Annotated in this window: 19 protein-coding genes and 1 pseudogene; all 20 read left to right on the forward strand. The window is 51.0% G+C overall.

Annotation, left to right across the window (positions count from 1 at the left end):
- Nucleotides 1-431 precede the first annotated feature (431 nt).
- The 20 genes and pseudogenes from ACFQ0N_RS35975 to ACFQ0N_RS36070 all read left to right on the forward strand — a co-directional run bounded on the left by ACFQ0N_RS35975 (nucleotide 432) and on the right by ACFQ0N_RS36070 (nucleotide 22,550).
- Nucleotides 432-1,163, forward strand: a complete 732-nt coding sequence (locus ACFQ0N_RS35975; RefSeq protein WP_379334966.1) for a sugar isomerase domain-containing protein — start codon at nucleotides 432-434, stop codon at nucleotides 1,161-1,163.
- 49 nt (nucleotides 1,164-1,212) lie between these two features.
- Nucleotides 1,213-1,914, forward strand: coding sequence for a sugar isomerase domain-containing protein (locus ACFQ0N_RS35980; protein ID WP_379334949.1), 702 nt, complete (start codon nucleotides 1,213-1,215; stop codon nucleotides 1,912-1,914).
- Between the two features lie 15 nt (nucleotides 1,915-1,929).
- Nucleotides 1,930-2,946, forward strand: coding sequence for an N-acetylglucosamine kinase (locus tag ACFQ0N_RS35985; RefSeq protein WP_379334950.1), 1,017 nt, complete (start codon nucleotides 1,930-1,932; stop codon nucleotides 2,944-2,946).
- A 40-nt stretch (nucleotides 2,947-2,986) separates the two neighbouring features.
- Nucleotides 2,987-4,123 (forward strand): ABC transporter ATP-binding protein, encoded by a 1,137-nt coding sequence (locus tag ACFQ0N_RS35990; RefSeq protein ID WP_379334951.1) that lies wholly within the window; start codon nucleotides 2,987-2,989, stop codon nucleotides 4,121-4,123.
- Nucleotides 4,120-7,101: an extracellular solute-binding protein gene (locus ACFQ0N_RS35995; RefSeq protein WP_379334952.1), complete on the forward strand. Its 2,982-nt coding sequence runs from the start codon at nucleotides 4,120-4,122 to the stop codon at nucleotides 7,099-7,101. The genes ACFQ0N_RS35990 and ACFQ0N_RS35995 overlap by 4 nt, the downstream gene beginning before the upstream one ends.
- Nucleotides 7,101-8,117 carry a carbohydrate ABC transporter permease gene (locus tag ACFQ0N_RS36000; RefSeq protein ID WP_379334953.1) on the forward strand — a complete coding sequence of 339 codons (1,017 nt, stop codon included), beginning with the start codon at nucleotides 7,101-7,103 and terminating at the stop codon, nucleotides 8,115-8,117. Before ACFQ0N_RS35995 ends, ACFQ0N_RS36000 begins: the two co-directional genes overlap by 1 nt.
- Before the next feature lie 3 nt (nucleotides 8,118-8,120).
- Nucleotides 8,121-9,056 carry a carbohydrate ABC transporter permease gene (locus ACFQ0N_RS36005; protein ID WP_379334954.1) on the forward strand — a complete coding sequence of 312 codons (936 nt, stop codon included), beginning with the start codon at nucleotides 8,121-8,123 and terminating at the stop codon, nucleotides 9,054-9,056.
- A gap of 15 nt (nucleotides 9,057-9,071) precedes the next feature.
- Entirely contained in the window at nucleotides 9,072-11,120 is a 2,049-nt protein-coding gene (locus ACFQ0N_RS36010; protein ID WP_379334955.1) for a YIP1 family protein, read from the forward strand.
- Nucleotides 11,113-13,404: a DUF5696 domain-containing protein gene (locus ACFQ0N_RS36015; protein ID WP_379334956.1), complete on the forward strand. Its 2,292-nt coding sequence runs from the start codon at nucleotides 11,113-11,115 to the stop codon at nucleotides 13,402-13,404. The genes ACFQ0N_RS36010 and ACFQ0N_RS36015 overlap by 8 nt, the downstream gene beginning before the upstream one ends.
- A complete protein-coding gene (locus ACFQ0N_RS36020; RefSeq protein WP_379334957.1) occupies nucleotides 13,401-14,405 on the forward strand; it encodes a carbohydrate ABC transporter permease in 1,005 nt (334 codons plus the stop codon). Before ACFQ0N_RS36015 ends, ACFQ0N_RS36020 begins: the two co-directional genes overlap by 4 nt.
- Nucleotides 14,402-15,397, forward strand: coding sequence for a carbohydrate ABC transporter permease (locus ACFQ0N_RS36025; protein ID WP_379334958.1), 996 nt, complete (start codon nucleotides 14,402-14,404; stop codon nucleotides 15,395-15,397). Before ACFQ0N_RS36020 ends, ACFQ0N_RS36025 begins: the two co-directional genes overlap by 4 nt.
- Before the next feature lie 125 nt (nucleotides 15,398-15,522).
- The gene (locus tag ACFQ0N_RS36030) at nucleotides 15,523-16,899 is read left to right on the forward strand and encodes an ABC transporter substrate-binding protein (RefSeq protein WP_379334959.1); all 1,377 of its coding nucleotides are present in this window, start codon (nucleotides 15,523-15,525) and stop codon (nucleotides 16,897-16,899) included.
- Nucleotides 16,900-17,186: 287 nt separating this feature from the next.
- Nucleotides 17,187-17,327, forward strand: coding sequence for an S-layer homology domain-containing protein (locus ACFQ0N_RS36035; RefSeq protein ID WP_379334960.1), 141 nt, complete (start codon nucleotides 17,187-17,189; stop codon nucleotides 17,325-17,327).
- A 33-nt stretch (nucleotides 17,328-17,360) separates the two neighbouring features.
- Complete coding sequence (locus ACFQ0N_RS36040; RefSeq protein ID WP_379334961.1) at nucleotides 17,361-19,253, forward strand: hypothetical protein; 1,893 nt, start codon at nucleotides 17,361-17,363, stop codon at nucleotides 19,251-19,253.
- Between the two features lie 129 nt (nucleotides 19,254-19,382).
- Entirely contained in the window at nucleotides 19,383-19,658 is a 276-nt protein-coding gene (locus ACFQ0N_RS36045) for an alpha-L-rhamnosidase C-terminal domain-containing protein (protein WP_379334962.1), read from the forward strand.
- Nucleotides 19,659-19,924: 266 nt separating this feature from the next.
- A complete protein-coding gene (locus ACFQ0N_RS36050; RefSeq protein WP_379334967.1) occupies nucleotides 19,925-20,089 on the forward strand; it encodes an S-layer homology domain-containing protein in 165 nt (54 codons plus the stop codon).
- Nucleotides 20,090-20,113: 24 nt separating this feature from the next.
- Nucleotides 20,114-21,712 (forward strand): hypothetical protein, encoded by a 1,599-nt coding sequence (locus tag ACFQ0N_RS36055; RefSeq protein WP_379334963.1) that lies wholly within the window; start codon nucleotides 20,114-20,116, stop codon nucleotides 21,710-21,712.
- Nucleotides 21,713-21,803: 91 nt separating this feature from the next.
- Nucleotides 21,804-21,932 (forward strand): annotated as a pseudogene (locus ACFQ0N_RS36060) (hypothetical protein); the annotation flags it as partial.
- A 44-nt stretch (nucleotides 21,933-21,976) separates the two neighbouring features.
- On the forward strand, nucleotides 21,977-22,168 hold the full coding sequence (locus ACFQ0N_RS36065; RefSeq protein WP_379334968.1) for a hypothetical protein: 192 nt from the start codon (nucleotides 21,977-21,979) through the stop codon (nucleotides 22,166-22,168).
- A 61-nt stretch (nucleotides 22,169-22,229) separates the two neighbouring features.
- Entirely contained in the window at nucleotides 22,230-22,550 is a 321-nt protein-coding gene (locus ACFQ0N_RS36070) for a hypothetical protein (RefSeq protein WP_379334964.1), read from the forward strand.
- Nucleotides 22,551-22,881 lie beyond the last annotated feature (331 nt).

Raw genomic sequence — 22,881 nt, forward strand, 5'->3', positions numbered from 1 at the left:
CGTAGATACCGTTGGTTCCCGACACGATAGACTGGTGAGCGAGAGCTTGACTCATGCGCTTTTCATCTTGGTCATGGACCGGGCGTACGGCCTATTCATTCTTTGTAAGTTACCTAACGAGTGGATGGTTCGAATGGACCGCTTGATCCAAAAGTATACCCCTGTTAGGGTTGTTTGGGTTACAATTTCTGGTTATTCAACAGGCCTGAAAAAACAAATACATATGCAAATAAAACGAAAGCAAAAAAATGAATTCATTAAATTTTTTTTGTGCAAATTGAAAGTTCTATTTACTAAATTGTAATTATCTGATAATATCCGTAATATACTCTTTCGTTATAATTTTCGAAAGAATGTTATTTATTTCGATTATAGAAAGAAACGTAATTTTGATTGACAGTTTGATTGAGAAGAGGTGATGAAGTGGGGTCATAGACGAATACTTGCAGACGGTTGTCATGCAGTTGAACCGGATGTTCGATTCACAGCGGCAGGCCATGGAACAAACGGCGAAGCTGGTTGCCGATACGGTCGCTCGGAACGGCTCGGTCTTTATTTTCGGCTGCTCCCATTCCAGTATTATGGCCCAGGAGTTGTTCTACCGGGCGGGAGGGTTTGCGCTGATCAATCCGATATTCGCTCCCGGACTTACGCTCGAAACTCCTCCTGTAACGCGCACGACGAAATTTGAAAGGGTTTCCGGCATTGCCGAAGCAGTGCTCGGTGAATCGCCGATCCGCCCGGGGGACGTGCTGATTATCTGTTCGATATCCGGCCGGAACATTGTGCCGATCGAAATGGCTCAATACGCGAGAAATCGCGGCATTCAGACCGTGGCTGTGACAAGCATGGACTATGCCAATACAGTAGAAAGCCGGCATCCGAGCGGCGGCAAGCTGCATGAGCTTGCCGACATCGTGTTGGATTGCTGCGCAGCGCCAGGCGACGCGGTACTGGAAATTGAAGGTTTGCCTGTCAAGACCGCAGCCACATCAACGATTACAAGCATTGCGATGCTGCATCCCATCATGGCTAGGGCAATCGAGCTGTTGATCGGGGGCGGACATGCGGCACCGGTTTTTATGAGCGCGAATGTCGATCATGGCGATGCGCATAACGAGAACCTGCTCAAATTGTACCGGAATCAGATTCATTATTTATAAGAAAATTGTGTCCATTAGTACAGGTTAAAACAGAAGGGTGCTCAACAACATGTTAGCCAACGAAATATTGGCGGAATACCGCCACTTGATGCTCGCTATCGAGCAAAGGCAACTGCCGGTTATCGACAAGGTTGCTTCGATTGCCGCCGAATCGATCGCGGCTGGAGGATCACTCTATATACACGACAGAGGCCATTTGCTGAATTTCGAATTGTTCCATCGCTCCGGAGGGCTTGCGCTGCTGAAAAGCTTGCAAATGGCGACGCCGGTCGAAGAAGGGGAACAAGGTGAAATTAGTGCGGCGGAACAAACGGTTTCGCAGTCCGCGTTGCGGGAAGGAGACGTTCTGCTTCTCGGATCGGTATCCGGCCGGGCGTCATCCGTCGTGGAACTGGCAATGCAAGCCCGCAAGCAAGGTGTTGTCACGGTAGCGTTGACAGCGATGGATTACACATCGCAAACGCCGTCCTTGCATCCTAGCGGCAAACGTTTATTTGAAGCGTGCGACTATATTTTTGACATCATGACACTAAAAGGAGACGCGGCACTTGGGGTGGAAGGGATGGAGGAGAAAATTTTGCCGACATCCGGCATTACCTCGGCTGTTGTCGGTTGGTGTTTTGTCGCCCAACTGATCGAAAATATGCTGCGCAGAGGCGTTGTGCCGTCGGTTTATCGGAGCGTCAGCATGCCGAACGGCAAGGAGCAAATTGAAGCTACGGATGCGCGATTTAAAGAACTTGGTTATTAACTGGGGGAATCCTATGTGTCGCGAATCATAATGAGTATCGAAAGCGGCGGCAGCAAAACATTATGTCTGCTGCAGACGGCCGAGGGAGAACTGCTGGGGTGGGGTCTAGGAGGACCTACGCATCATTTGAAGTTGGAGGAAGCTGCATCCTCTTTTCAACAGGCGATCAAGATGGCGATGGAGGGCAGCGGCGTTGCCGGCGCACAAGTGTCCTTGATATTTTCCTCGCAGCTCGGCCAATTCGATGCTCTTCAGACGGCGCTTGGAAGGGTGGGGCTTGAAAAGGAATTTGTGTATATTGACGATCCGACGGTGACGCTGTTCGGGGCATTGTGCCGCGATTGGGGCGTAGTCGCTTTAAGCGGCACAGGATCATTCGTTTATGGAAGGAACCGTGAGGGCCGTTGCTTGCGGGTCGGAGGATTGGGGGATTTGCTAGGCGACGATGGAAGCGGTTTCGACGTCGGGCTGAGCGGACTACGGGCGGCGCTGCGCTACCTGGGAGGCTGGGAACAACAAACAATGCTCGCGGAAGAAATATGCAAGGAGTGGAATTTATCCGAATTCGATGCGACCGATGTCTTTTTGAATTCTTCTACCCAAAATATCATGGGCAAGGTATTACAGGCATTGCCTGACAATTATCGGCATTTGATCGCCAAGTTAAGTCGTGTCGTTGCAAGATGCGCCTACCAAGGGGACGCCGTCTCCCAAGCGATCATACACCAAGCGGGGAAAAAGCTGGCCGAGCAAGTCGTAGCGGTGTGCAACCGGATTGAGATGGGCGACGATCCGATTCCCGTCGGATATGCCGGCGGCTGCTGGCGGATCGGCGATATGCTGATCGAAGCGTTTCAGGAAGCGCTGCAGATCAGGATGACCAAAAGTTTCCGTACTATCCCGCAAATGCTTGAGCCGGCTTTTGGCGTTTATTTGGCCGCCCTGAAACATATGAACAAACCGTGGGAAAATACTTTATTGTCGCGTTTAAGGCAGGACAACGAAGTCGTTAAGAAAGCCATATCAACGTAAGTCGAAAAAACGGCTATTTCATGCTGGGGGCTCCTGAACTATGGGAAATGTCAAATTTCATCATGTTTACAAGTTTTACAAAGGCGAACCGACCCCTTCGGTGAATGACTTTCACCTTGACGTTGTCGACGGCGAATTTCTTGTATTGGTCGGGCCTTCCGGCTGCGGCAAATCGACGACGCTGCGAATGCTCGCCGGGCTAGAGGATGTGTCAAAAGGGGACATCTACATCGACGGCAAATTTACGAATTTCGTATCGCCGAAAGACCGGGATATTGCGATGGTATTTCAAAATTATGCGCTGTACCCGAACTTGTCGGTTTATGACAATATGGCACTCGGTTTGCAGCTGCGCAAAGTAGCCAAACACGACGTGGAGCTGCGAGTAAATCGTGCGGCGAAAATGCTGGAAATTTCGCATCTGCTTGGCAAGAAGCCAAATCAGCTGTCCGGAGGGCAAAAGCAGCGGGTCGCTCTGGGAAGGGCGCTTGTGCGCGAGCCGCAAGCATTTCTGATGGACGAGCCGTTGTCCAATCTGGATGCGAAACTGCGGGCGCAGACGCGGGCGGAAATTATTAAAATCCACAGCCAACTGCAAACGACATTCGTTTACGTCACCCACGATCAGACGGAAGCGATGACGATGGGGACGCGGATCGTTGTCATGAAAGACGGCCGCATTCAGCAGGTAGCGCCTCCGCAGCAGCTGTACGACGAACCGCACAACCTGTTTGTCGCCGGGTTTATCGGGTCGCCGCAAATGAATTTCCTAAGCGGCGCGATCGTGCGGCAAGAGGGCGTTTATTATTTCGAAACGAGGCGGCTCAAGCTGCGAATACCGGAGACGTACTACCATCATTTCAAATCGGCCGGACCGAACTTGCGCCATGTGGTGCTTGGCGTTCGTCCCGAGCATGTCGTCTGCGATCAGGATGCGGTCGGAATCGAGGCTTATGCCGATTGGCAATTTGCCGTGCAGGTGGAGATGAAGGAACAAATGGGGGCGGATACATATTTGTACGGGAAAGCCGGCGAAGAAACGCTGATTGCCCGGGCCGACGCGCATACGCCGGTGCGGCCGGGCGAGACGCTTCAGGTGGCGCTGCGTATGGATAAGGTGCATTTTTTCGATCAGGAGAGCGGTGTTTCGTTATGTTACGCGGAGGAGAGGCCATGAAGCGGCGATTCAAGCGAAGAACCGTGATCGGCATCGTCTGGGGCTTCTTCTTATTGTGTGTCATCGCACTATGGTCGGCACGGGGGATATGGAGTGAACCGGCAGCTTTGCCGGCGCTCGATGAAAGCGCTATTAATTTATCAGCGTCAGACGCGGAAGCATCCGGTAAAGAACCGTTGTCGTACGTCCAGTGGCGGAGCAGCGAGGCGTTTCAGGCGTTGCAGCGAAGTCCCGAGGCAGGCGGTAGGATAGCGATCGAGGCGGCAAATCCCGCTGCAGTTTCCGCGGATACCGACATCTCTTTTCGCAAGGACAATGAACTCGGCGTTAAGGTGGCCGAGTGGAAGGAAGAGAACGGTTGGCTGGAGTGGCGCATCGACGTGCCGCAGGAAGGATTGTATGAGCTGGCCGTGAATTATAAACCGCTTAAAGGCAGTTTTGCGCCGATCGTGCGCGGCATACAGATCGACGGGGCATACCCGTTCCGGGAAGCGGAGCACGTTGTGCTCGACCGCGCCTGGAAGGACAGCAAGGCGCCGTATGATAAAAATCAGCTCGGCAACGAAATCCGTCCGGTGCAGCAAGAGCTTGGCGGGTGGCGGACCGCAGTGCTGTCGGACTACGGGGTATCGTCCGAGCCGCTGCTGTGGCCGCTGACCAAAGGGTCGCACACGATCCGGATGGCCGGAGGCCGGGAGCCGCTTGCCTTGCATGCCTTGACATTCACCGCGCCGGAGCCGATTCCGGCATATACGGACTACATCAAACATCATCAGGCGGCTGCAGGGGATGCCGGGCAAGAATGGTTCGGCCAGTTCGAGGCGGAGCGGTACGCGCAAAAATCGGCGATCGGCATTCAGACGCAAAGCGTAGCCGAGCCGTATATGTCGCCCGACCCGGAAGGCCGGCTTGTCTACAACGCGCTCGGCGGGGAGCGCTGGCAAAATGCGGGCGAGTGGGTCGAATGGGAGATCGAGGTGCCGGCAGACGGCATGTACAACATCGACCTGAAATATTTGCAAGGCTACAATGGCAAAGCGAATGCGTACCGTACCGTGATGATCGACGGCAAAGTGCCGTTTCGCGAAATGCTTCATTATAAGCTGAAAGCGAACACCGGCATGGAGATCCGCCCGTTGGCCGACAGTTCTGGGGAGCCGTACCGCTTTTACTTGACGGAGGGCGTCCACAAGCTGAGGCTGATCGCCGACGCCAGTCCGGTGAAGCCGGCCATTGTCGCGCTTCAGCAGAAGCTGAAGGAACTGGCGGCGATCGACCGGGACATCCGCGTGATTACGGGCAATTACGGCATGGGGGATTCCATGAACCTCGATATGGGGCGCACCTGGGAATTGGAAGCGTATGATCCAGACATCAAACGCAAACTGGAGCGGATAATCGGTGAGCTCAGGACGATTCGCGATTATGTGGACGGCCTGAACGGCCACGTCACCGATCCGACGACAGCGATCAGCGCAGCGGCGGGCAATCTTGAGGAGTTGCTGGAAGATGTGAACGATATTCCGAATCGGGTGAAGGTGTTCGCAGATATCCAGGCGAGCCTTGGCACGTGGATGAAGCCGATGGAGAGCCAGGCCGTACAGCTCGATTACATCGTAGTCAGAATGCCGGGTACCGACCCGGGGCTCAAAGAGCCCGGCTTGTGGGACCGCGTCCGCTACAGTACGGTGAACTTTACGCGCACGTTCTTTCAGTCTTACGATCTGAAGGACCTGAACGAAGACGATGCGATCACGGTATGGGTGCAGCGGGGAAGAGACTACGTTGATCTGCTGCAAAAATTTATTGAACAAGATTTTACGCCGCAAACGGGCATTAAGGTGAACGTGAACTTGATGCCGAACCCGAATGTACTCATGCTCGGACATGCGGCGGGCGATCAGCCGGACGTCGCGCTTGGCGTAGGTATGGAAATGCCGGTTGATTTCGCGATGCGGGGAGCGTCGGAGGACTTGAGCGGGTTCCCAGGCTTTGACGAAGTGATGCGAAGATTCAACCCGGGTATCCTGCGTTCCTACCAATACGACGGCGGCACGTATGGGCTGCCGGAGACACAATCGTTCGTGGCCTTGTTCTACCGGACCGACGTTTTGCAGCAGCTCGGTTTGACGCCGCCGGATACGTGGGAAGAGGTGTATCGGATGCTGCCTACACTGCAGGAAAACGGGATGACAATGTTTTATCCGACCAAAGAGTTCGTGCTGCCGTTCTACCAGCACGGCACGGAATTTTATTCGCCGGACGGCATGGAGGCGAATTTAAGAGACAACCCGTCTATCGACGCGTTCAAGCAATGGACGGATTGGTTCAACAAGCATGATTTGCCGAAGGATGTGCCTGCCTTCTTCAATCATTTCCGGTTTGGGGATATTCCGATCGGCATCGCCGATTTTGGCACGTATGTCCAATTGCAAGTGGCGGCGCCGGAAATCGCCGGACGCTGGAAGATGGCGCCGGTGCCGGGAATCAGACAAGGGGATGGCCAGGTTGCCCGCTGGGCGTCGCAGCCGACGTCGGCTGCGATGATCATGAGGAACAGCGCGAAGAAGGAAGCGGCCTGGACATTCATCGAGTGGTGGACCTCTGCCGAAGTGCAGGGCCGGTACGCAAACGACATTGAATCGTTTGCGGGATTGGAATTCCGCTGGAACACAGCGAATGTAGAGGCGATGAAGCTGCTGCCGTGGCCTGCGGATGAATTGGCGGTTGTAAGCGAGCAGGCCCGCTGGGCGAAAAATATGCCTTATGTACCCGGTTATTACTTCCTTGGCCGCGAGATGGATTTCGCCTGGAACAATGCGGTGATCAGCCATATGGCGTCGCAGGAAGCGCTGGAGAAATCGGCGAGCTCGCTGCAGCGGGAGATGATTCGCAAGCAGCAGGAGTTCGGCTTGAAGCCGGGCGCCGATCTGCATGTGCCACAGCATGATCAGCCATACGAAGGGAGGGAGCGATAATGCGACAGAGAACTCTGCTTCGCAGAAAGCAGACGGGGCTGGAAGCGGTCGGCGCAGTCCCTGGGCCGGCGGCGGGCGAATCGCCGGCGGGCCGATTCGCGAGAAGATTGCGGCAGTTTGTGCGCGAGTGCTGGCGCGACCGGATGTCCTATGTGTTTCTCGCACCCTTCTTGCTGGCGTTTCTATGCTTTATTCTGATTCCTGTCCTGATGGCTGCTTTGCTGAGCGTAACCACCTTTAACGGTTTCGAATTCCCGCGTTTTATCGGGGTGAGCAATTTCATCACCTTATTGACGCAGGATATCGTGTTCATGAAAAACACAATCCCGAATACGTTCAAGTTTGCGCTAATTGTCGGCCCCGGGGGATATATCCTGTCGTTTATATTCGCCTGGCTCATCCACCAGCTGCCGAAGAGCATCCGCGATTATTTCACGCTGGCGCTGTATGCCCCTTCGATGGCGGGCGGGGTAGCTTTGTCCGTCATCTGGATCGCCACGTTCAGCGGGGATCGGGTCGGATATTTGAACAATATATTGATCCGATGGGGGATCATCGAATCGCCGCAGGTGTGGCTGCAGGATCCGAAATATTTGATGACGATCATGATTGTTGTCACTTTATGGACCAGTATGGGTGTCGGCTTCCTGGCCATGCTCGGGGGATTGCAAACGGTGAATACTGAGCTGTATGAGGCAGGACGGATTGACGGCATCAAAAACCGGCTGCAGGAAGTGTACTATATCACCGTTCCTTCGATGAAACCGCAAATGCTGTTCAGCGCCGTCATGTCGATCGTCGGTACGCTGAAGGCAGGAAGTATATCAACGCAGCTCACCGGTTTGCCGATTTCGCCGGCCTATTCGGGACATCTTATTACCAATCATATCGACGATTACGCCTTTTTACGCTACGAATGGGGATATGCTTCGGCCGTATCCGTCGTGCTGCTGCTTATCTCATATTTCATTATGCGCTTTTGTTACAGACTGTTTGCCGTAAAAGAGGGGGAATGACCGATGGCAAACGCAGCATCGGGACCGATGGGTCCGGCAGCGGCGCCGTCTTATCGGCGCCGGGAACATGCTCTCACCAGGCTGTGGAGATGGCGCAAGCGTTATTCCATGTTCCAGGTGGCGCTGGTCTTGTTTCTCACCGCGATAGGATTGTTTATGCTGCTGCCGATCGTGTTCCTGTTCAACAATGCTTTTAAGCCGCTTAACGAGCTCTTTTTGTTCCCGCCTACGATTTGGGTAAAGGAACCGACCGTGCGCAATTTCGAACAGTTGTTTCTCCGCTCCGCAGCGGGCGTCGTTCCGTTTACGCGTTATTTGTTCAACAGCGTTATCGTGGTGTCGCTTTCCCTCGTTAGCGTCATTCTGGCGAGCACGATGGCCGGCTACGTCTTGTCCAAGCACCGCTTTCACTTCAAGTCGCTGATCATGTCGCTGATCATGCTGTCGCTCATGTTTGCGCCGGAGACGGTGTCGATTCCGCGCTATCTGATCGTCAGCGGGCTCGGCTTGACGAACACGTACTTTGCCCATGTGCTGCCATTTATCGCTTCGCCGGTCGCCGTGTTTCTGATGAAGCAATTTATCGACCAGGTTCCCGATGCGCTTGTCGAGGCAGCGAAGCTGGATGGCGCGAGCGATATGTATATATTTACCCGGATCATTATGCCACTCACGGCGCCGGCGGTCGCAACGGTTTCCATTATCACGTTCCAGGCAGTGTATATGGACGGGGAAGGGTCTACGCTGTACACGCAAAAAGAAACGATGAAGACGATTGCTTTTTATGTCACAAGCTTGACGGCGAACCTGCAGAACAGCGTCGCCGGGCAAAGTGTTGCGGCTGCTTGCGCGCTGCTGCTGTTTATCCCGAACCTGGTCATGTTTCTGCTGTTTCAGCGGAAGATGATTCAGACGATGCTGCATTCGGGTGTGAAATAAGTGGGGGAAATGAAGATGAGGATGAATGATCGAACCAAAAACCTGCTCCCCAAAGCGCTGTTACTTCTCTGTATTTTTGGTCTGCTGCTGCCAAACGTCGCTTCCGCCAGGCTGCCTTACAAAACCTGGTTTACCGATCAGGAGAGCGGTCGGATGATTACGACGCAGCCGCTGTATGTGCCAGAACACATCATCGGCTGGCAGGACCTCGACATCCCGCTTTCGGCGCCGAGCGATTTGTTCGTTGCGGCAAGCGGCAGCGTTTATGTTGCCGATTCGGGCAACAACCGGATCGTTGAACTGGACGCCGGCGGGAAGTTTGTCCGGTCGATCGGCGACGAAGACGGGGACGGCAAGCTGAAACAGCCGCTTGGCGTGTTCGTGACGGCGGACGGCCGTGTGTACGTAGCCGATTCGGATAACAACCGGATCGCGGTATTCGCAGCAAACGGCCGGTTCGAACGCGCTTTTGCCAAGCCGGATTCGCCGCTGCTGCCGAAGGAGTACTTTTTTGTGCCGAGCAAAATCGTCGTGGACAACCGCGGCATGATGTATATTGTCGTGAAGGATTCGTACCAAGGGCTGCTGCGGCTTCGTCCCGACGGCCAGTTCAGCGGATTTTTCGGAGCGAATAAAACCGAGCTTTCGTGGCTTGACCGGATGAAACGGATGCTGCTGAACAAAGAGCAGCTGGACAAAGAAGTCGCTAGACGGCCCGGTTCGATCGAGAACGTGACCTTTACCGGCGACGGTTTCCTTGTGACGGCGAGCAGTGGCGTAAACAGCGGACAATTGAAAAAGCTGAATGCCGGCGGCAGGGATGCGTTCGACAATAAATGGTTTAACGAATTCCAACTGACCGATGCGGCGGTCGACGCCAACCAGTTCCTGTATGGCATCAACCGCGAATTCGGAACCGTTTCGATCTACAATCCGTTCGGGGACGTGCTTTTTTATTTCGGAAACAAGGACCCTGCTTCGCGTCAGCTGGGCGTCATCAGTTATCCGACAAGCATTGCGGTCGGCGGCGACAACAGGCTGTGGGTGGCGGACGGCGCAGCGAATACGATACAAGTGTTCAAGAGAACCGCTTTCGGCGAAGCGTTCCTGATGGGGGCAAAATTGTATTACGAAGGCCGTTATGAGGAGAGCAAACCGTATTGGGACAACGTTATTTTGGACAACGGCATGATTAACTTGTCGTTTCAAGGGCTTGGCAAAATTGCGCTGCACGAAAAAAAATATGAGACGGCGATGGCTTATTTCGAAGACTCGTATAATGCCCAAGGGTATTCCGAAGCGTTCTGGAGCGTGCGGTACGACTGGATTCAGCGATATTTCCTGATCGCTGCAGCCGGATTGATTGTGGGCGGATGGGCGGTATTTTGGCTTTCCCGCAGAGCATTGGCCTACGCCAGCCGCCGAACTTGGCCGCCGGCAGCAGCCAGATTCGGCAGAGAAGCGGCAGACGGCCTTTACTTGATATTCCATCCATATGAAGGGTTTTACCGGCTGAAGGAACGGAAAATATCGTGGACGATGCTGGCTCTGATCGTCGTATTGGCCGCAGCGCTAAAGCTCGTTTCGATTTACGGCATGGGCTTTATATTCCATCCATACGATTTGAGCCGAGTGGACATCGGGCTATCGCTTGCGATTCTGTTTGCGCCTTGGGCTACCTGGATTATCGCCAACTATTTGGTCAGTGCCGTGAAAGGCGGCGAAGGCCGCTTCCGCGAAGTGCTGCAAGCCAGTACCTACGCGCTTGTTCCGTATATCGTGCTGACAGTTCCTGCCATCGTCATTTCGCGGATCGTCGTCGTCGAAGAGCGGATAATCGTAGATTCCATCGTGAATCTGACCTGGATTTGGCTGGCGTTATTATTTTTTATCATGACCCAGGTGATCCACAATTTCGACTTCCTGGAAACGGTCAAAAATGTGCTCATTACCCTGTTTACGATTGTCGTTATTTGGATTTTTCTTGTCATCATTTCGGGGCTGGGCTACAACCTGTTTGACTTCTTCCAACAGATTTACCGGGAGGTGACCTTTAGTGGCTAATGCGGAAATGCCGCATGAACCGATGCGGCCGCCCCACAAGAACGGCGTTCGGAGGCTCTGGCCCAGATCGCGGCGGGGATGGGTCTGGTTACTATCCACAGCGGCTTGCACAGCGGTACTCGTTATTATCGTCCTGGTCGCCGCCACCCGCACACCGCTGCCGACGCTGGCGGAGATGGGAATCCAGGTGCAGAAGCGAGCTTCGCAGCCGGTATACCCGGATACGCCGTCATGGAAGCCGGGTCCTGTGGATGCATCCGGCTTCGCAGTGGCGGCCGAGAACGAGAACTATATGCTGCTGCTTGAGCCGGGCACGGGACAAATTGCCGTGAAGGAGCGGCAAAGCGGCTATGTATGGCGCAGCAATCCGCCGGCTTCGAGGCTGGAGAACGAAATGGCGAAAGGGCAGCAGCTGACGAACTTGCAGTCGCCGTTCGTGCTGGAGTATGTCGTTACCGGCAAAACGCAGCGCAGTTTGACAAATGCGCTTGAGCCAAAGCCGGAAATCGGCTACATGAAGATGGAACGCGGAATACAGGCGACCTACGCCTACCCCGACCTCGGGTTTACGCTTTCACTCCAATACGAGCTGACTGAAGCAGGCCTGGAAGTATCGGTTCCGTCGGCCGGCATCAAGGAAACGAGCGACAACGTCATTTTGTCTCTGCTCGTCCTGCCTTACTTCGGCACGGTGTCGGGCGCGGAGGAGGACGGCTACTTGCTAGTGCCGGACGGACCGGGCGGGCTCATCTATTACAACCGTACGCGACCGGCATTAAGCAACATGACGAACAATAAGTACGATTTTGCGATTTACGACGAAGATCCTGCCAATATGCAGGAACGCCTGGTGCCCCGCGAGCCGATCGCCTATCCGGTGTTCGGGTTGAAGCGCGGAGACCGGGCCTATGCGGCTATTGTCAAGGAAGGCAAGTTCGCCACACGCATTCAAGCGGTTATGGGCGGCTTGCAATCCTCGTACCATTCGTTAGGCGCTTTATTCGTCTACAGGGAAGAATATAACCGGAAAGTCGGCAAGCTGGCGCCGCCGGTCCCTACGGTGCAGAAAGCGCGCTTGCAGGAAGACTGCCGTGTCGAATACCGGCTGCTTAAAGGAGAAACGGCCGATTACAGCGGCATGGCGGCGGCGTATCGCGACTATTTGCTGGCCACAGGTCAGATTGGCGAGAAGCTGCCTGAGCGGCAGCACGTGCCGCTTGTGCTGTCGCTTGTCGGCGGGGCGACGAAGGAAAGTTCTGGCGGCGACAGATATATTCCAGCAACGACGTTCGAACAGGGCGAACGGATCGTCGAGGAGCTCGCCACCGCTGGAGTCGCAGACATGCGCGTCCTGTTCCGAGGTTGGCAGGACGGCGGCTTCCGCAATTCCGACCGCCGCTTCCCGGTGGCGCCGTCACTCGGCGGCGCAGAGGGAGCCGGGCAATTTGCGGCTTCGCTGCACAAACGCGGCATCCCGCTTCTGTTCGAGGATTATGTAACTCGGATGAGCGTCAATAACGCCGCTGCCGCGATCAAGTCTAATGGCATTCGCGGCATCGACACGGTTTTGTTCCGCGACCGTAAGGGAGAGAACTTTTTGCTCAAGCCGGAGACGGCGGTTCGATCATCGAAGCAAACGATAGACCGATTGGCCGATCTTGGTGCAGATGGCATCTTCTATGACGGCATCGGCAGCACCGTATTCAGCGATTACAACGCGGCAAAGCCTGTATCGCGCGAACAGACTGCGCAGCTGTATGGAGGGCTGCTTGATTATACGAAGCAGCGGCTCGGCTTGGCGGCAACCGACCGCGGCAACGATTATGCGCTGCGCGGCAGCGATCTGCTGACCCGCGTCCCGCTTGAATCGAGCTATGACGTCCTGATCGACGAGACGGTGCCGTTTTATCCGATGGCTGTGCACGGCTCTCTGGTGTATGCGGGTGTCGAAGGCAATCTGCGCGACGAATATGACAAGCAGTTGTTGAAATCCATCGAATACGGGGCCGTGCCCTATTATATGCTGACGTACGAGCGCAGCCGCAAGCTGCTCGGAACGGACTACGATTTTCTGTTCAGCGGCGAATTCGCGGTTTGGAAAGACCGGATCATAGAGGAATACAAAGCGTTCGACCGGTTGGCCGGCGTCATCAATCAGCGGATAGTGCGGCATGAAAAAGCGGCGGACAACCTATTCGTTACGACGTACGAGGATGGTACGCAAGTGACCGTCGATTATAAGGCGAATCGGTTTGACGTGAAGAAGGGAGGGAAGACGCCATGAGCCAAGAGAACAAGAGCAATTCTGAGCAGCTGCGGGCAACCGACGATATGGAAGCCGGCGGATATCCCGCTGCCGGGGCAGACGCGGCTTTAAGCGCACTTTCTACGCCTACCGAGCGTCAGCGCCGTGCCGGCGCCTTCCGCAACCGCTGGCGGGAATATCGTACGGGCTACATTTTTATGCTGCCGTGGGCGGTCGGTTTTGCGGTATTTGTCGCCGCACCGCTTTGCTGGTCCATTTTCAACAGTTTCAACAAGGTGAGGGTTACGCCGCAAGGGTTCAAATACGAGTGGATCGGCCTGGACAATTACCGCAAGGCGCTGTTCGAGGACAATGTATACCCGATTACGATGATCAGCTATTTGCAGGAAATGATTTTGATCATCCCGCTCATTCTCATTTTTTCCTTTCTCGTGTCGCTCATGCTGAATCAGAAGTTTCCCGGGCGCACATTTGTACGGGCGGTCTTCTTCCTGCCGGTCATCTTCGCCACCGGACAAGTGCTTACTGAGTTATTCGTTCAGGGGGCGGGCAAGCTGCCGTTTATCGAACAGTACAACTTGGAAGGACTTGTGCGCGAATACGTCAGTCGCAGAGTTGCCGATCCGGTGCTCAGCGTTCTGAGCCGTACGATCATTATTCTGTGGTATTCCGGCGTGCAAATATTAATTTTCATCGCCGGCTTCCAAACGATTCCGAAGACGGTGTACGAAGCGATCCGTATCGATGGCGCGTCGCCGTGGGAAAGTTTCTGGAAAATTACGCTGCCCGGTATGGTCCCTTTCATCGGCTTGAATGCGGTGTTTACGATCGTCGACTTGTTTACGTTTCCGTTTAATCCGGTGCTTGACTTCGTAAAAGCAAACATGTTCAACCCGATGACAGGTTACGGTTACGCCAGCGCGCTGGCCTGGATGTATTTTGCCGTCGTCTTCGTGCTGCTGGCGATTGTGCTCGGATGGACGTACCGAACCGCGGTTAAGAGGGGGGCGATGCAGTGAAATCGTCGGTAAAAATGGAAAACGCAATTGCACATTTCAGAAGAGAAGCCGGCCGTATGTGGCATTCGCGGGGCATGCAGCATATCAAGCGCCGCATACTCGGCCAATATGTAAGCGATGGCTGGCTCGCTCGTCTGGTGATCTATTTGGTATTGGCATTCATTGCCTATTTGTACGTGCAGCCGCTCTTGTACATGATGACGACGATGGTGAAATCGGTCAGCGACCTGATCGATCCGGCTGTCCAGTGGATACCGCGCGAACTGAACTGGAAAAACCTGATGGACGCGTGGAGGGGACTCCATTATCCGAAGGCGTTCGGCATTACGCTTGGCATTTCGTTGACATGCTCGGTGCTGCAGGTCGTCTCGTGCGCCATTACCGGCTATGCCCTTGCCAGATTGAAATTTCCCGGCAAGAATGTGGCGTTCATACTCGTCATTGTGACGTTTCTTGTGCCGCCGCAAATTACGATGATTCCGCTGTTTGCGATCTACGGCAAGCTGGGATGGATCAATACGCCGCTTGTGTTTATCGTGCCGGCACTGTTTGCCCAAGGGCTCCGCGGAGCGTTGTTCGTCATTATTTTCCGCCAATTTTTCCTGACGCAGCCGAAAGCGCTGGAGGAAGCGGCCAAGATGGACGGGGCTTCCGCATACCGGCTGTTCTTCCGCATCATGCTGCCGCTGGCAAAGCCGGCAATTGTCGTCGTATTTCTATTTTCCTTTATATGGTACTGGAACATGTATTACGAGCCGTCGATGTTTCTGAACAAGGAACTTTTCCCTTTGTCCTTAAGGCTGAATTTGCTGAACGAAGAACTGATTGGCGACTCCCGGATCAACTTCACCACCGCATTCGGTAAAGACCCGGTATCGGAAGGGCCAAAGATGGCCGGCGCGTTTCTCATCATCATGCCGCCGCTCATCATATACGCCTTTGTGCAGCGCTGGTTTACGGAAGGGATCGAGCGGACGGGCCTGGTGGAATAAACGGTCGGTCGAGCGGTTTTAAACGGCTCGGCGTGGATAATGAGAAAGGGGTGATGCCGTTTTTTACAACTTTGTTTTCGCATAAGGGAAAGAAAAAAATTTAACGGACAGGAGGGTTTTATCAAATGAAAAGAAGGAAACAAGTGTTTTCGCTGCTGGTAGCATGCTTGCTGGTCACCGTTCTTGTGTTATCGGCGTGTTCCAAGGAAGAGACAAATGATAAAGACAAAGGTAACGTGGAACAAGGACAAGGGGAAAAGCAACAACCTAAAGCGGTAAAACCGGAGGATCAGAAGCCGGTGACGCTGCGGCTGCTTACATGGTTTGTCGGGCAATATCAGGAAGAATTCGACCTGTTCCACGAGAAATATCCCTGGATTACGATCGAGCCACTTGTCGTTGGCGGCGATAACGAGATGATGGCGAAGCAAGCTGCGCTGCAGGCCGCGGGCGATTCTGCCGACCTTACCTGGATTGCGGACTTGAGCGTCTGGATCAAAGACGGATTGTTGGAGGACTTGTCCCCTTATGTAGCGGCCGACCAGACAATCCAAAATGCGGATGTGGCTGACGGATTCATCGACGCCTTCAAAACCGGCGATAAAATGTACGCTATGCCGTTTTCAAAAATTGCCGAGTGGATTCTCGTCAACAAAGATATGATGCAGAAGAAAGGCCTCGAATTACCATCGAACGACTGGACATACGATCAGTTCTTGGAACTGGCCAAAAAGGGAACCGACGCAGCTGCAGGCGAATACGGGATCGCCAACGACAGTTTATTCATGAGTCAGTTCAAGTGGTCGGTACCGGTCGCGAACGGCAATGCCGACAACCTCGTCTACATGAACAGCGATTTGACGCAAAGCGTGGCGAACAACCCGGCAGTAATTAATGATTTGCGCTGGGTTCAAGATTTGACGACGAAATGGCATGTCATGCCGACACCCGAGGAAGCGGAAAAAATCGGATGGGACGGCAACAGTGCCTTCCTGACGGGGAAAGCGCTGTTTGCGCTCGGAGCGGACTGGACGTTGCCAGGGCTCGTGAAGGAAGCCAAATTCAATTGGGACATTCTTCCGATGCCAATGGGCAAAGCGAAGCAGGTGACAACGCAAATTCTCGGACCGATCGGCATATTGGCCGCATCCAAAAACAAGGAAGCAGCGTTCAAATGGATCAGCTTCCAATTCGAACTGGAAGCGCAGAAATGGATGCTGGATAATGGTTCCAATACGTACATCAAACACCCGGATCTGGATAAATACATCGATGAGGTTTCGTTATGGAAGGGCAAAAACATTGAAGCGGTCAAAATTTCCAACAAAATGTGCTGCAGCCTTCCGAACGCCAACATTCCGCTTTGGGGCAAATATAACGGGGAAGTTGATATAGCAGCGACTGGAATGCTGCAAAATGGCGGCGACTTGAGCTCGATTATTCCCGCAGTCGACAACTGGAACAAGGAGACCCTGAAAGCACGCAAAGAGCTGGGTTGGTAATGGTGGTTAACGGTTGTCGTGTGCGGGATACCATAAGCTATCACGCATTCGGCTCTGGAATTTACACGACAAAGCTATTCAATGCTAACCCACAGCATCAGCATGTTCTCAGCGAATATTATATTTATATTCCTGAGACATCCAATAGGTTTATAGACGACAGATCTTGAGCAAGCAGCCGATCTAAATATTGATGCCGTAAATAGCGAAGGTGAACAAGACATCACACTTGTTGACGGCACAACAACGCTAGAATTAAACAAGCGTCTATCGCAATTAGCCCTAGGGTGAAAGTCTCTGCCGAACAAATCGTACAAGCCAGACTGATGAACGGCGTCACAAGCAAGCGTTTTGCCCCGAACGAGCATGCAACCCGAGCGGAAGCCGCCGTGATCAAGAGGCTGCTTCCGCAGCATTTATCAAATTAAATTTTATGACCCCCATATTAGGAGGAATGCGGCATGTTGGAGGAAAAAAAAACGGAAGCAACAGAAGCGCACGAAGAAAAAGAAAAAAGCATCATCAGCAGAAGGAAGCTGCTGGCTTCTCTGGGAATGGCAGGAGCCGCTCTCACCGCAAGCACGATTGTGAATGGGACGGGAATGAAAGCGTTCGCAAATCCGCGCGATCAATTCGTACAATTAAATACAGCATCTCCGTTTAGCGCAAACAATTATGCAACTATTCAATCCGCTGTAGACACTTCGCCTGTTGGAAATGAGATTGTAATTAATACAGGTTCATATACCCAAAGTGTTGATGTCAATCGTTCCAATTTAAAAGGTAAAGGTTATGGTACGGTACTTAATGTGCCTAGTAGTTCTTATGGTGTAAAAGCTTTACAGACAATACCAAACTGGGATAGGACTAAAATTAGTGATATGACCATCAAAGGGATTACGCGTGATAGTAACATTGGTGTGTTATTTGACCCTAATGATGCTGTAGCGGGTCGCAAGGCATTATCTTTTATGTCCTTCTCTAATCTTGATGTAGCTATTAGTAAGCCTAAGGGGCATATTGGTAATACATACGCCAACATTGATGTTTACGAATGTAATTATGGCATTAAAGCTTTATCAGTAGCCGTACCCATTGAAATGCATAGTGGCAATGACACTTGGACTGATTTTCAAATGGATAACATTGATGTGTATGCCTTTGACTATACCGATACAACCGGTGGCGGCGCTATCCATATTAAGGATGGTATTATCGAATACTGTAAGGGTGGTGGCATTCGCTTAGAGTATAGCGCCAGTTTACCGCCATTTATCCCACCGAGAATCAGTAATGTGTGGCTAGAACAAGTTGCTACAGCTTCTTCTATTGTACGTGATGGGATTACAGAGGTTCCACGCGCTATCAAATTAGTTAATACAGCTATGTGTATTATTGATAACTGTAAGTTAGACAACATTGAGTTAGTAAACAGTACAGCTATCGCTACTAACTGTCGTGTAGACTCAAGCAATATAGTATTAGACGCCACAAGTAACTTAATTGTCGAAAATGCATTTATTAATGGTTCTGTACCCAATAATGTTACGGTTACATCGATCGCCAAGCAAGCTTATCCTTCTGCTAGGGGTGGTAATTTGATGTTGAGAGGTAATGATATTGTTGGAGTTGAGCGAACACCACAAAATGCATCTGCTGCTGTGGGTGTCACTTACATTGGCAATGTTGGAAAACAGTGGGTCTTTGATGGGACAGCATTGGTATATGCCCAATCTGTTATAGATGATAGTGGCGCTCAGTGCGCGCAACTACCCCTAGACCCTACACGCATCAATGTACTACCGTCTGTAGTAACACCCGCAAATCACTGGGTTGTGTGGGGAATTAGTGCCAAACCTGTGGGGGATTTCTCTGGGGAATTTAAGTTCAACTATGATTATAATTTAGGTGATATTATCTTAGAGAAAGATAATTGGGTACATAGTTTTGGCATTGCTAAGGCGCCTACAGTGGATATGCGTATAGGTGCGAGATTTACACCAACTATGGCAGGTGCTATCCGATTGAGGAATTACTTTATTGTAAGCTTTGCTAAGGAAGCCGATGCTATAGCATTTGTAAATTCAAGAATAGCTATAAATACTTACCCTGATACAGTTCAAGTAAGCTATGATCCACCTTCATTGGCTGCTGGGGCAACATCCAAAGTTGATGTTGACTTCTTGGGTATAAGTGTAGGTGATAATGTGACTTGCTCGTTTAGCAAAAATTTGAGCGGAACTAGGATGTGGGCAGAAGTAACTAATCAAAATGTTGTATCAGTTTATCTGAATAACCCAACAACTGCTGTGGTTGATTTAAGCGAAGGTACACTCACAGTAAAATTGATTTAATCACACTACTTTTTTACGAAAGCGGAAACTGGACCGGAGTAATTCCGGGCCTTTTATAAAGCGCTGCAGGAGGAACCTGATACCTTCGGGCAGTTTGTCTTTGACACGATTGCCGAAATGTGGGGCGGGATGCTGTTCCAAGGTGCCACCTGCTTCTGGGAAACGAATGACGGAGCCAATGCGTTCGGTCGGGCTGGAAGCTTGTGCCACGGCTGGTCGGCGACCCCTCTTTATTTTTACTATTCGTTTTTACTGGGGGTGCGACCATTGGAACCGGGCTTCCGGGCATTCCAGGTTGCTCCTGTTCCGGGAGGGTTCCACCAGGCATCCGGTGTCGTTCCGACACCCCGGGGCCCGATCGAGGTGTCGTGGAAAAACACGGAAACGGGCTTACCAATCCGCTAATGGCAATTATGGCAATCTGCCAAGCGGATGCGTCGTCGTTGACAATTTCCCGGCATTCGAGGCGGTCGTCTATCTCGGTGCGATGGCTTGGAACGATGAAAAGTTGAAGCGTCCCATTCGAGTGGTCTACCAGGTGACGCTGCGAACGGCAGAGGCGGATGGACAGTTGCTTCTGACACCACTAGTAGAGGCAGACGTCTATTGGACGACATTGACGTGCGCACCCTCACAAGTCTTTACACGAACTTAAACAAGCATGTATCCAAATTAGCGGTTGGGCGAAAGCCTCTGTCGAACAAATCGTACAAGCCGGACTAATGAACGGCGTCAAAAGCAAGCGTTTTGCCCCAAACGAGCATACAACCCGAGGAAGCCGCAGTCGTGATCAAGAGGCTGCTTCAAGCCGCAGCATTTATCAACTAAATTTGTGACCCCCATATAAGGAGGAATGCGGAATGTTGGAGGAAAAAAGAACGGAAGCAACAGAAACGCACGAAGAAAAAGAAAAAAGCATCATCAGCAGAAGGAAGCTGCTGGCTTCTCTGGGAATGGCGGGAGCCGCTCTCGCCGCGAGCACGATTATGAAAGGGACGGATATGAAAGCGTTTGCCGATCCGCACGATCTATACATAACACCATTCCAATTTGGGGCAAAAGGTGACGGTGTAACTGACGATACAGAAGCAATACAGAAGACTTTAATCTTTGCTTTTAAAAATAAGTACAGCATAAAATCACCTGCTATTAGCTATGCTATAAGTAAAACAATAATTATCCCGCAGTTATTTGATAATACTTTTACGAAAGATAGAAAGATAACGATTGATTTTGGTAATGCGGATTTTGTAATGCTCAAAGATGTAACATTGTTTACATCTGGATATTATGACGAATATAGTGTTCTGAAAAGTAATTATGGAACACCAAAAATGTTTAAAAATACATTTCAAACCGTGCTTGAGAATTTTACGATATCCTCTAAAGTTGGATATTTAAAGCAGCCAGTGTTGAAAATTCAAGATTGGCATCAGGGCTGCGAGATAAGATCCATTGCAACTCATGTTTGTGAAGTATTTTTACAGTCATATAATAATTTCTATACTAAATTTATTGGGATTGATGCTTCCTATTCCGGTGGCGGAAAAGTGGGAGTAAGATTTCAGTTTGGCGGCGAACATAATCTGTGTGCATTTCAAAAATTATCAGCAGTAAACTCAGACATCGGTTACCAATTTAACGGTTTGCTAACTGCAAGCATATTTAAAGAAATGTCTGTTGAGGGTATTAGAATTGGGGCACAATTCAATTCAGAAGTAGACGATCTAATTATAGAATCTTGTTATAACGAGAATATTGATGATTTATGTTATGAATTTAATGATTATGTTTTTGGTGTGAAGTTTTTAGGCGGTTATGTAAATTTTGTGGGAAGCCCCAATATGTATTTCTTAAAATACAAGCCGTTACCCGCCAATAATATTCAAATTGATTCTAGTGTAGTATTTAAAAATATTCCAGATAATTCAAGGATTATAAAGAATAAAGAAGATTTATACGGTATAGGAATATCCGTGGAACTACTAAGTTTCGTTACCGGTGATTTATCCCAACTAAATGTTAAACCCAATGAATTTGGAAGTAATATAGATGTGCAATCTAAACGATATTTTGCAGGTTTTATTGGAAATGTAAACAATAAATATATTCCGGGAAACTATTCTGGAAGATATACGGCAGGCATGAATGGACAGCACGGGTTTAAATGGATTAATTTAAACAACTCAACATTACAACTTGAAACTGCTATTGTTAATTCACAAACACAAAGAATATATGTAAATCTTGCTATTAATAGCGGTTCTCCTACAATCACAACTTTGATAACTGGTGAATTTATAGGAAGTTTTTCATCTTCAAAATTCTATAAGCATACTGATACTGGGATGGTTTTATCTACAGATTTGAGTATCAGTGTTGTGGATGGATTGGTTCAAATTAATGGAGAAACCATTGGAAATATTTCTAATGTGGTTGGTGAGATAAGATTAATTTAACAAAAGCCCTTCGGGGAAAATCTCTTCTGCCGGTTGTGAAATCGGAGAAATTGGGACAAGCGAAATCATTTATCCGAATGAGAAGATAACGTTGATCGCAGCGGCCGCGGTCCAGCAGGAAACGGGATTCGGTTTGCATGTGATGTTTGCGTATTTGTGGGGAACCACAGGGTATGAAGTGATCAATATTTTAACCAAACATGGAGCGTCACGCAATAAAATTTGCATCAACCGTATCGATGTTGATCTGCAGATGGATTATTTGTGTTGCTGCATCAAGGCGTGTACATCGAGTTCGACAACTTCGGCAAAGAGTTTTATGCCGACAGGCGGCATAGAAGCGTTCTGCAAGGCCTATTTGCCCGCGATATCGAACGGGTTCGGGCGATCAAGGAATTGATCGATTGCTGCTTCCTTTCGCGAATCAAATATTGGTTTCTAACGACGTTTGCCTGAAGACCGGCCTGCATCGTTCCGGCGGTTGGGGGTATGATCATATGCTGACGAATGTCGTGCGATGATGGAAGACGAAGGAATCTCCCCCGGTCAGATCAGAGCCTTGATGTGCGACAATCCAGCGGCATTTCTGGACAATGCGTTTGAGTGTAAAAGGAAGGGGATTCCAGTATTCGGCGATTTGCTGACAACAAGGGTGGAGCGCAAAAAGCTGAAAATCGGCTTGATCAACGGGTCCGAGCCCGAACGGAACACAAGCCAGCAATTCTGCGGCAGGCGGCGGGAACGGGATGCCAATCGCCAAAGACAAGAAAGTGACGATCAAAATGGCTGCGGGCAAATTGCCATCAACCGCTCAGGACTGGAACCAGGTCATGCTTAAGAATCTTATAGGAAGACGGCTCCTCCTCGGGGGTCGTCTTCTTTCTTAATTGGAACAATGGTCCCTCACGCAGATCTTAACATATTGTTCAAAAAGCATTTGGAGGCCGTCGAAGTACTCGGTGGCCTGGATGTATTTGATTCAACTATCGTGCCCGTTACTTCAATAAGGAATTAATCTATATAAGTTGAACTATTGAATGTCCTGATTAAAACCTAACACAAAGACGGTCGATGATGGTCAAAGGGGTTCTCATTATCTCATCCATGAATTGTTGCACGTTGGTGCGAATCTCTGCGACTGTGTGGTAAAAAACGTTGTTAATGACATC

It is taken from the genome of Paenibacillus sp. GCM10027626, from assembly GCF_042676285.1.
In the GTDB taxonomy this organism is placed as follows: domain Bacteria; phylum Bacillota; class Bacilli; order Paenibacillales; family Paenibacillaceae; genus Paenibacillus_Z.

What these genes read in the sequence shown, in the direction of transcription:
- ACFQ0N_RS36020 (WP_379334957.1), top strand. Translation starts at nt 13,401, where the DNA reads ATGAGCCAAGAGAACAAGAGCAATTCTGAGCAGCTGCGGGCAACCGAC.
- ACFQ0N_RS36005 (WP_379334954.1), top strand. Translation starts at nt 8,121, where the DNA reads ATGGCAAACGCAGCATCGGGACCGATGGGTCCGGCAGCGGCGCCGTCT.
- ACFQ0N_RS36045 (WP_379334962.1), top strand. Translation starts at nt 19,383, where the DNA reads ATGCTGTTCCAAGGTGCCACCTGCTTCTGGGAAACGAATGACGGAGCC.
- ACFQ0N_RS35990 (WP_379334951.1), top strand. Translation starts at nt 2,987, where the DNA reads ATGGGAAATGTCAAATTTCATCATGTTTACAAGTTTTACAAAGGCGAA.
- ACFQ0N_RS35980 (WP_379334949.1), top strand. Translation starts at nt 1,213, where the DNA reads ATGTTAGCCAACGAAATATTGGCGGAATACCGCCACTTGATGCTCGCT.
- ACFQ0N_RS36000 (WP_379334953.1), top strand. Translation starts at nt 7,101, where the DNA reads ATGCGACAGAGAACTCTGCTTCGCAGAAAGCAGACGGGGCTGGAAGCG.
- ACFQ0N_RS36030 (WP_379334959.1), top strand. Translation starts at nt 15,523, where the DNA reads ATGAAAAGAAGGAAACAAGTGTTTTCGCTGCTGGTAGCATGCTTGCTG.
- ACFQ0N_RS36040 (WP_379334961.1), top strand. Translation starts at nt 17,361, where the DNA reads ATGTTGGAGGAAAAAAAAACGGAAGCAACAGAAGCGCACGAAGAAAAA.
- ACFQ0N_RS36010 (WP_379334955.1), top strand. Translation starts at nt 9,072, where the DNA reads ATGAGGATGAATGATCGAACCAAAAACCTGCTCCCCAAAGCGCTGTTA.
- ACFQ0N_RS35995 (WP_379334952.1), top strand. Translation starts at nt 4,120, where the DNA reads ATGAAGCGGCGATTCAAGCGAAGAACCGTGATCGGCATCGTCTGGGGC.
- ACFQ0N_RS36055 (WP_379334963.1), top strand. Translation starts at nt 20,114, where the DNA reads ATGTTGGAGGAAAAAAGAACGGAAGCAACAGAAACGCACGAAGAAAAA.
- ACFQ0N_RS36070 (WP_379334964.1), top strand. Translation starts at nt 22,230, where the DNA reads ATGATGGAAGACGAAGGAATCTCCCCCGGTCAGATCAGAGCCTTGATG.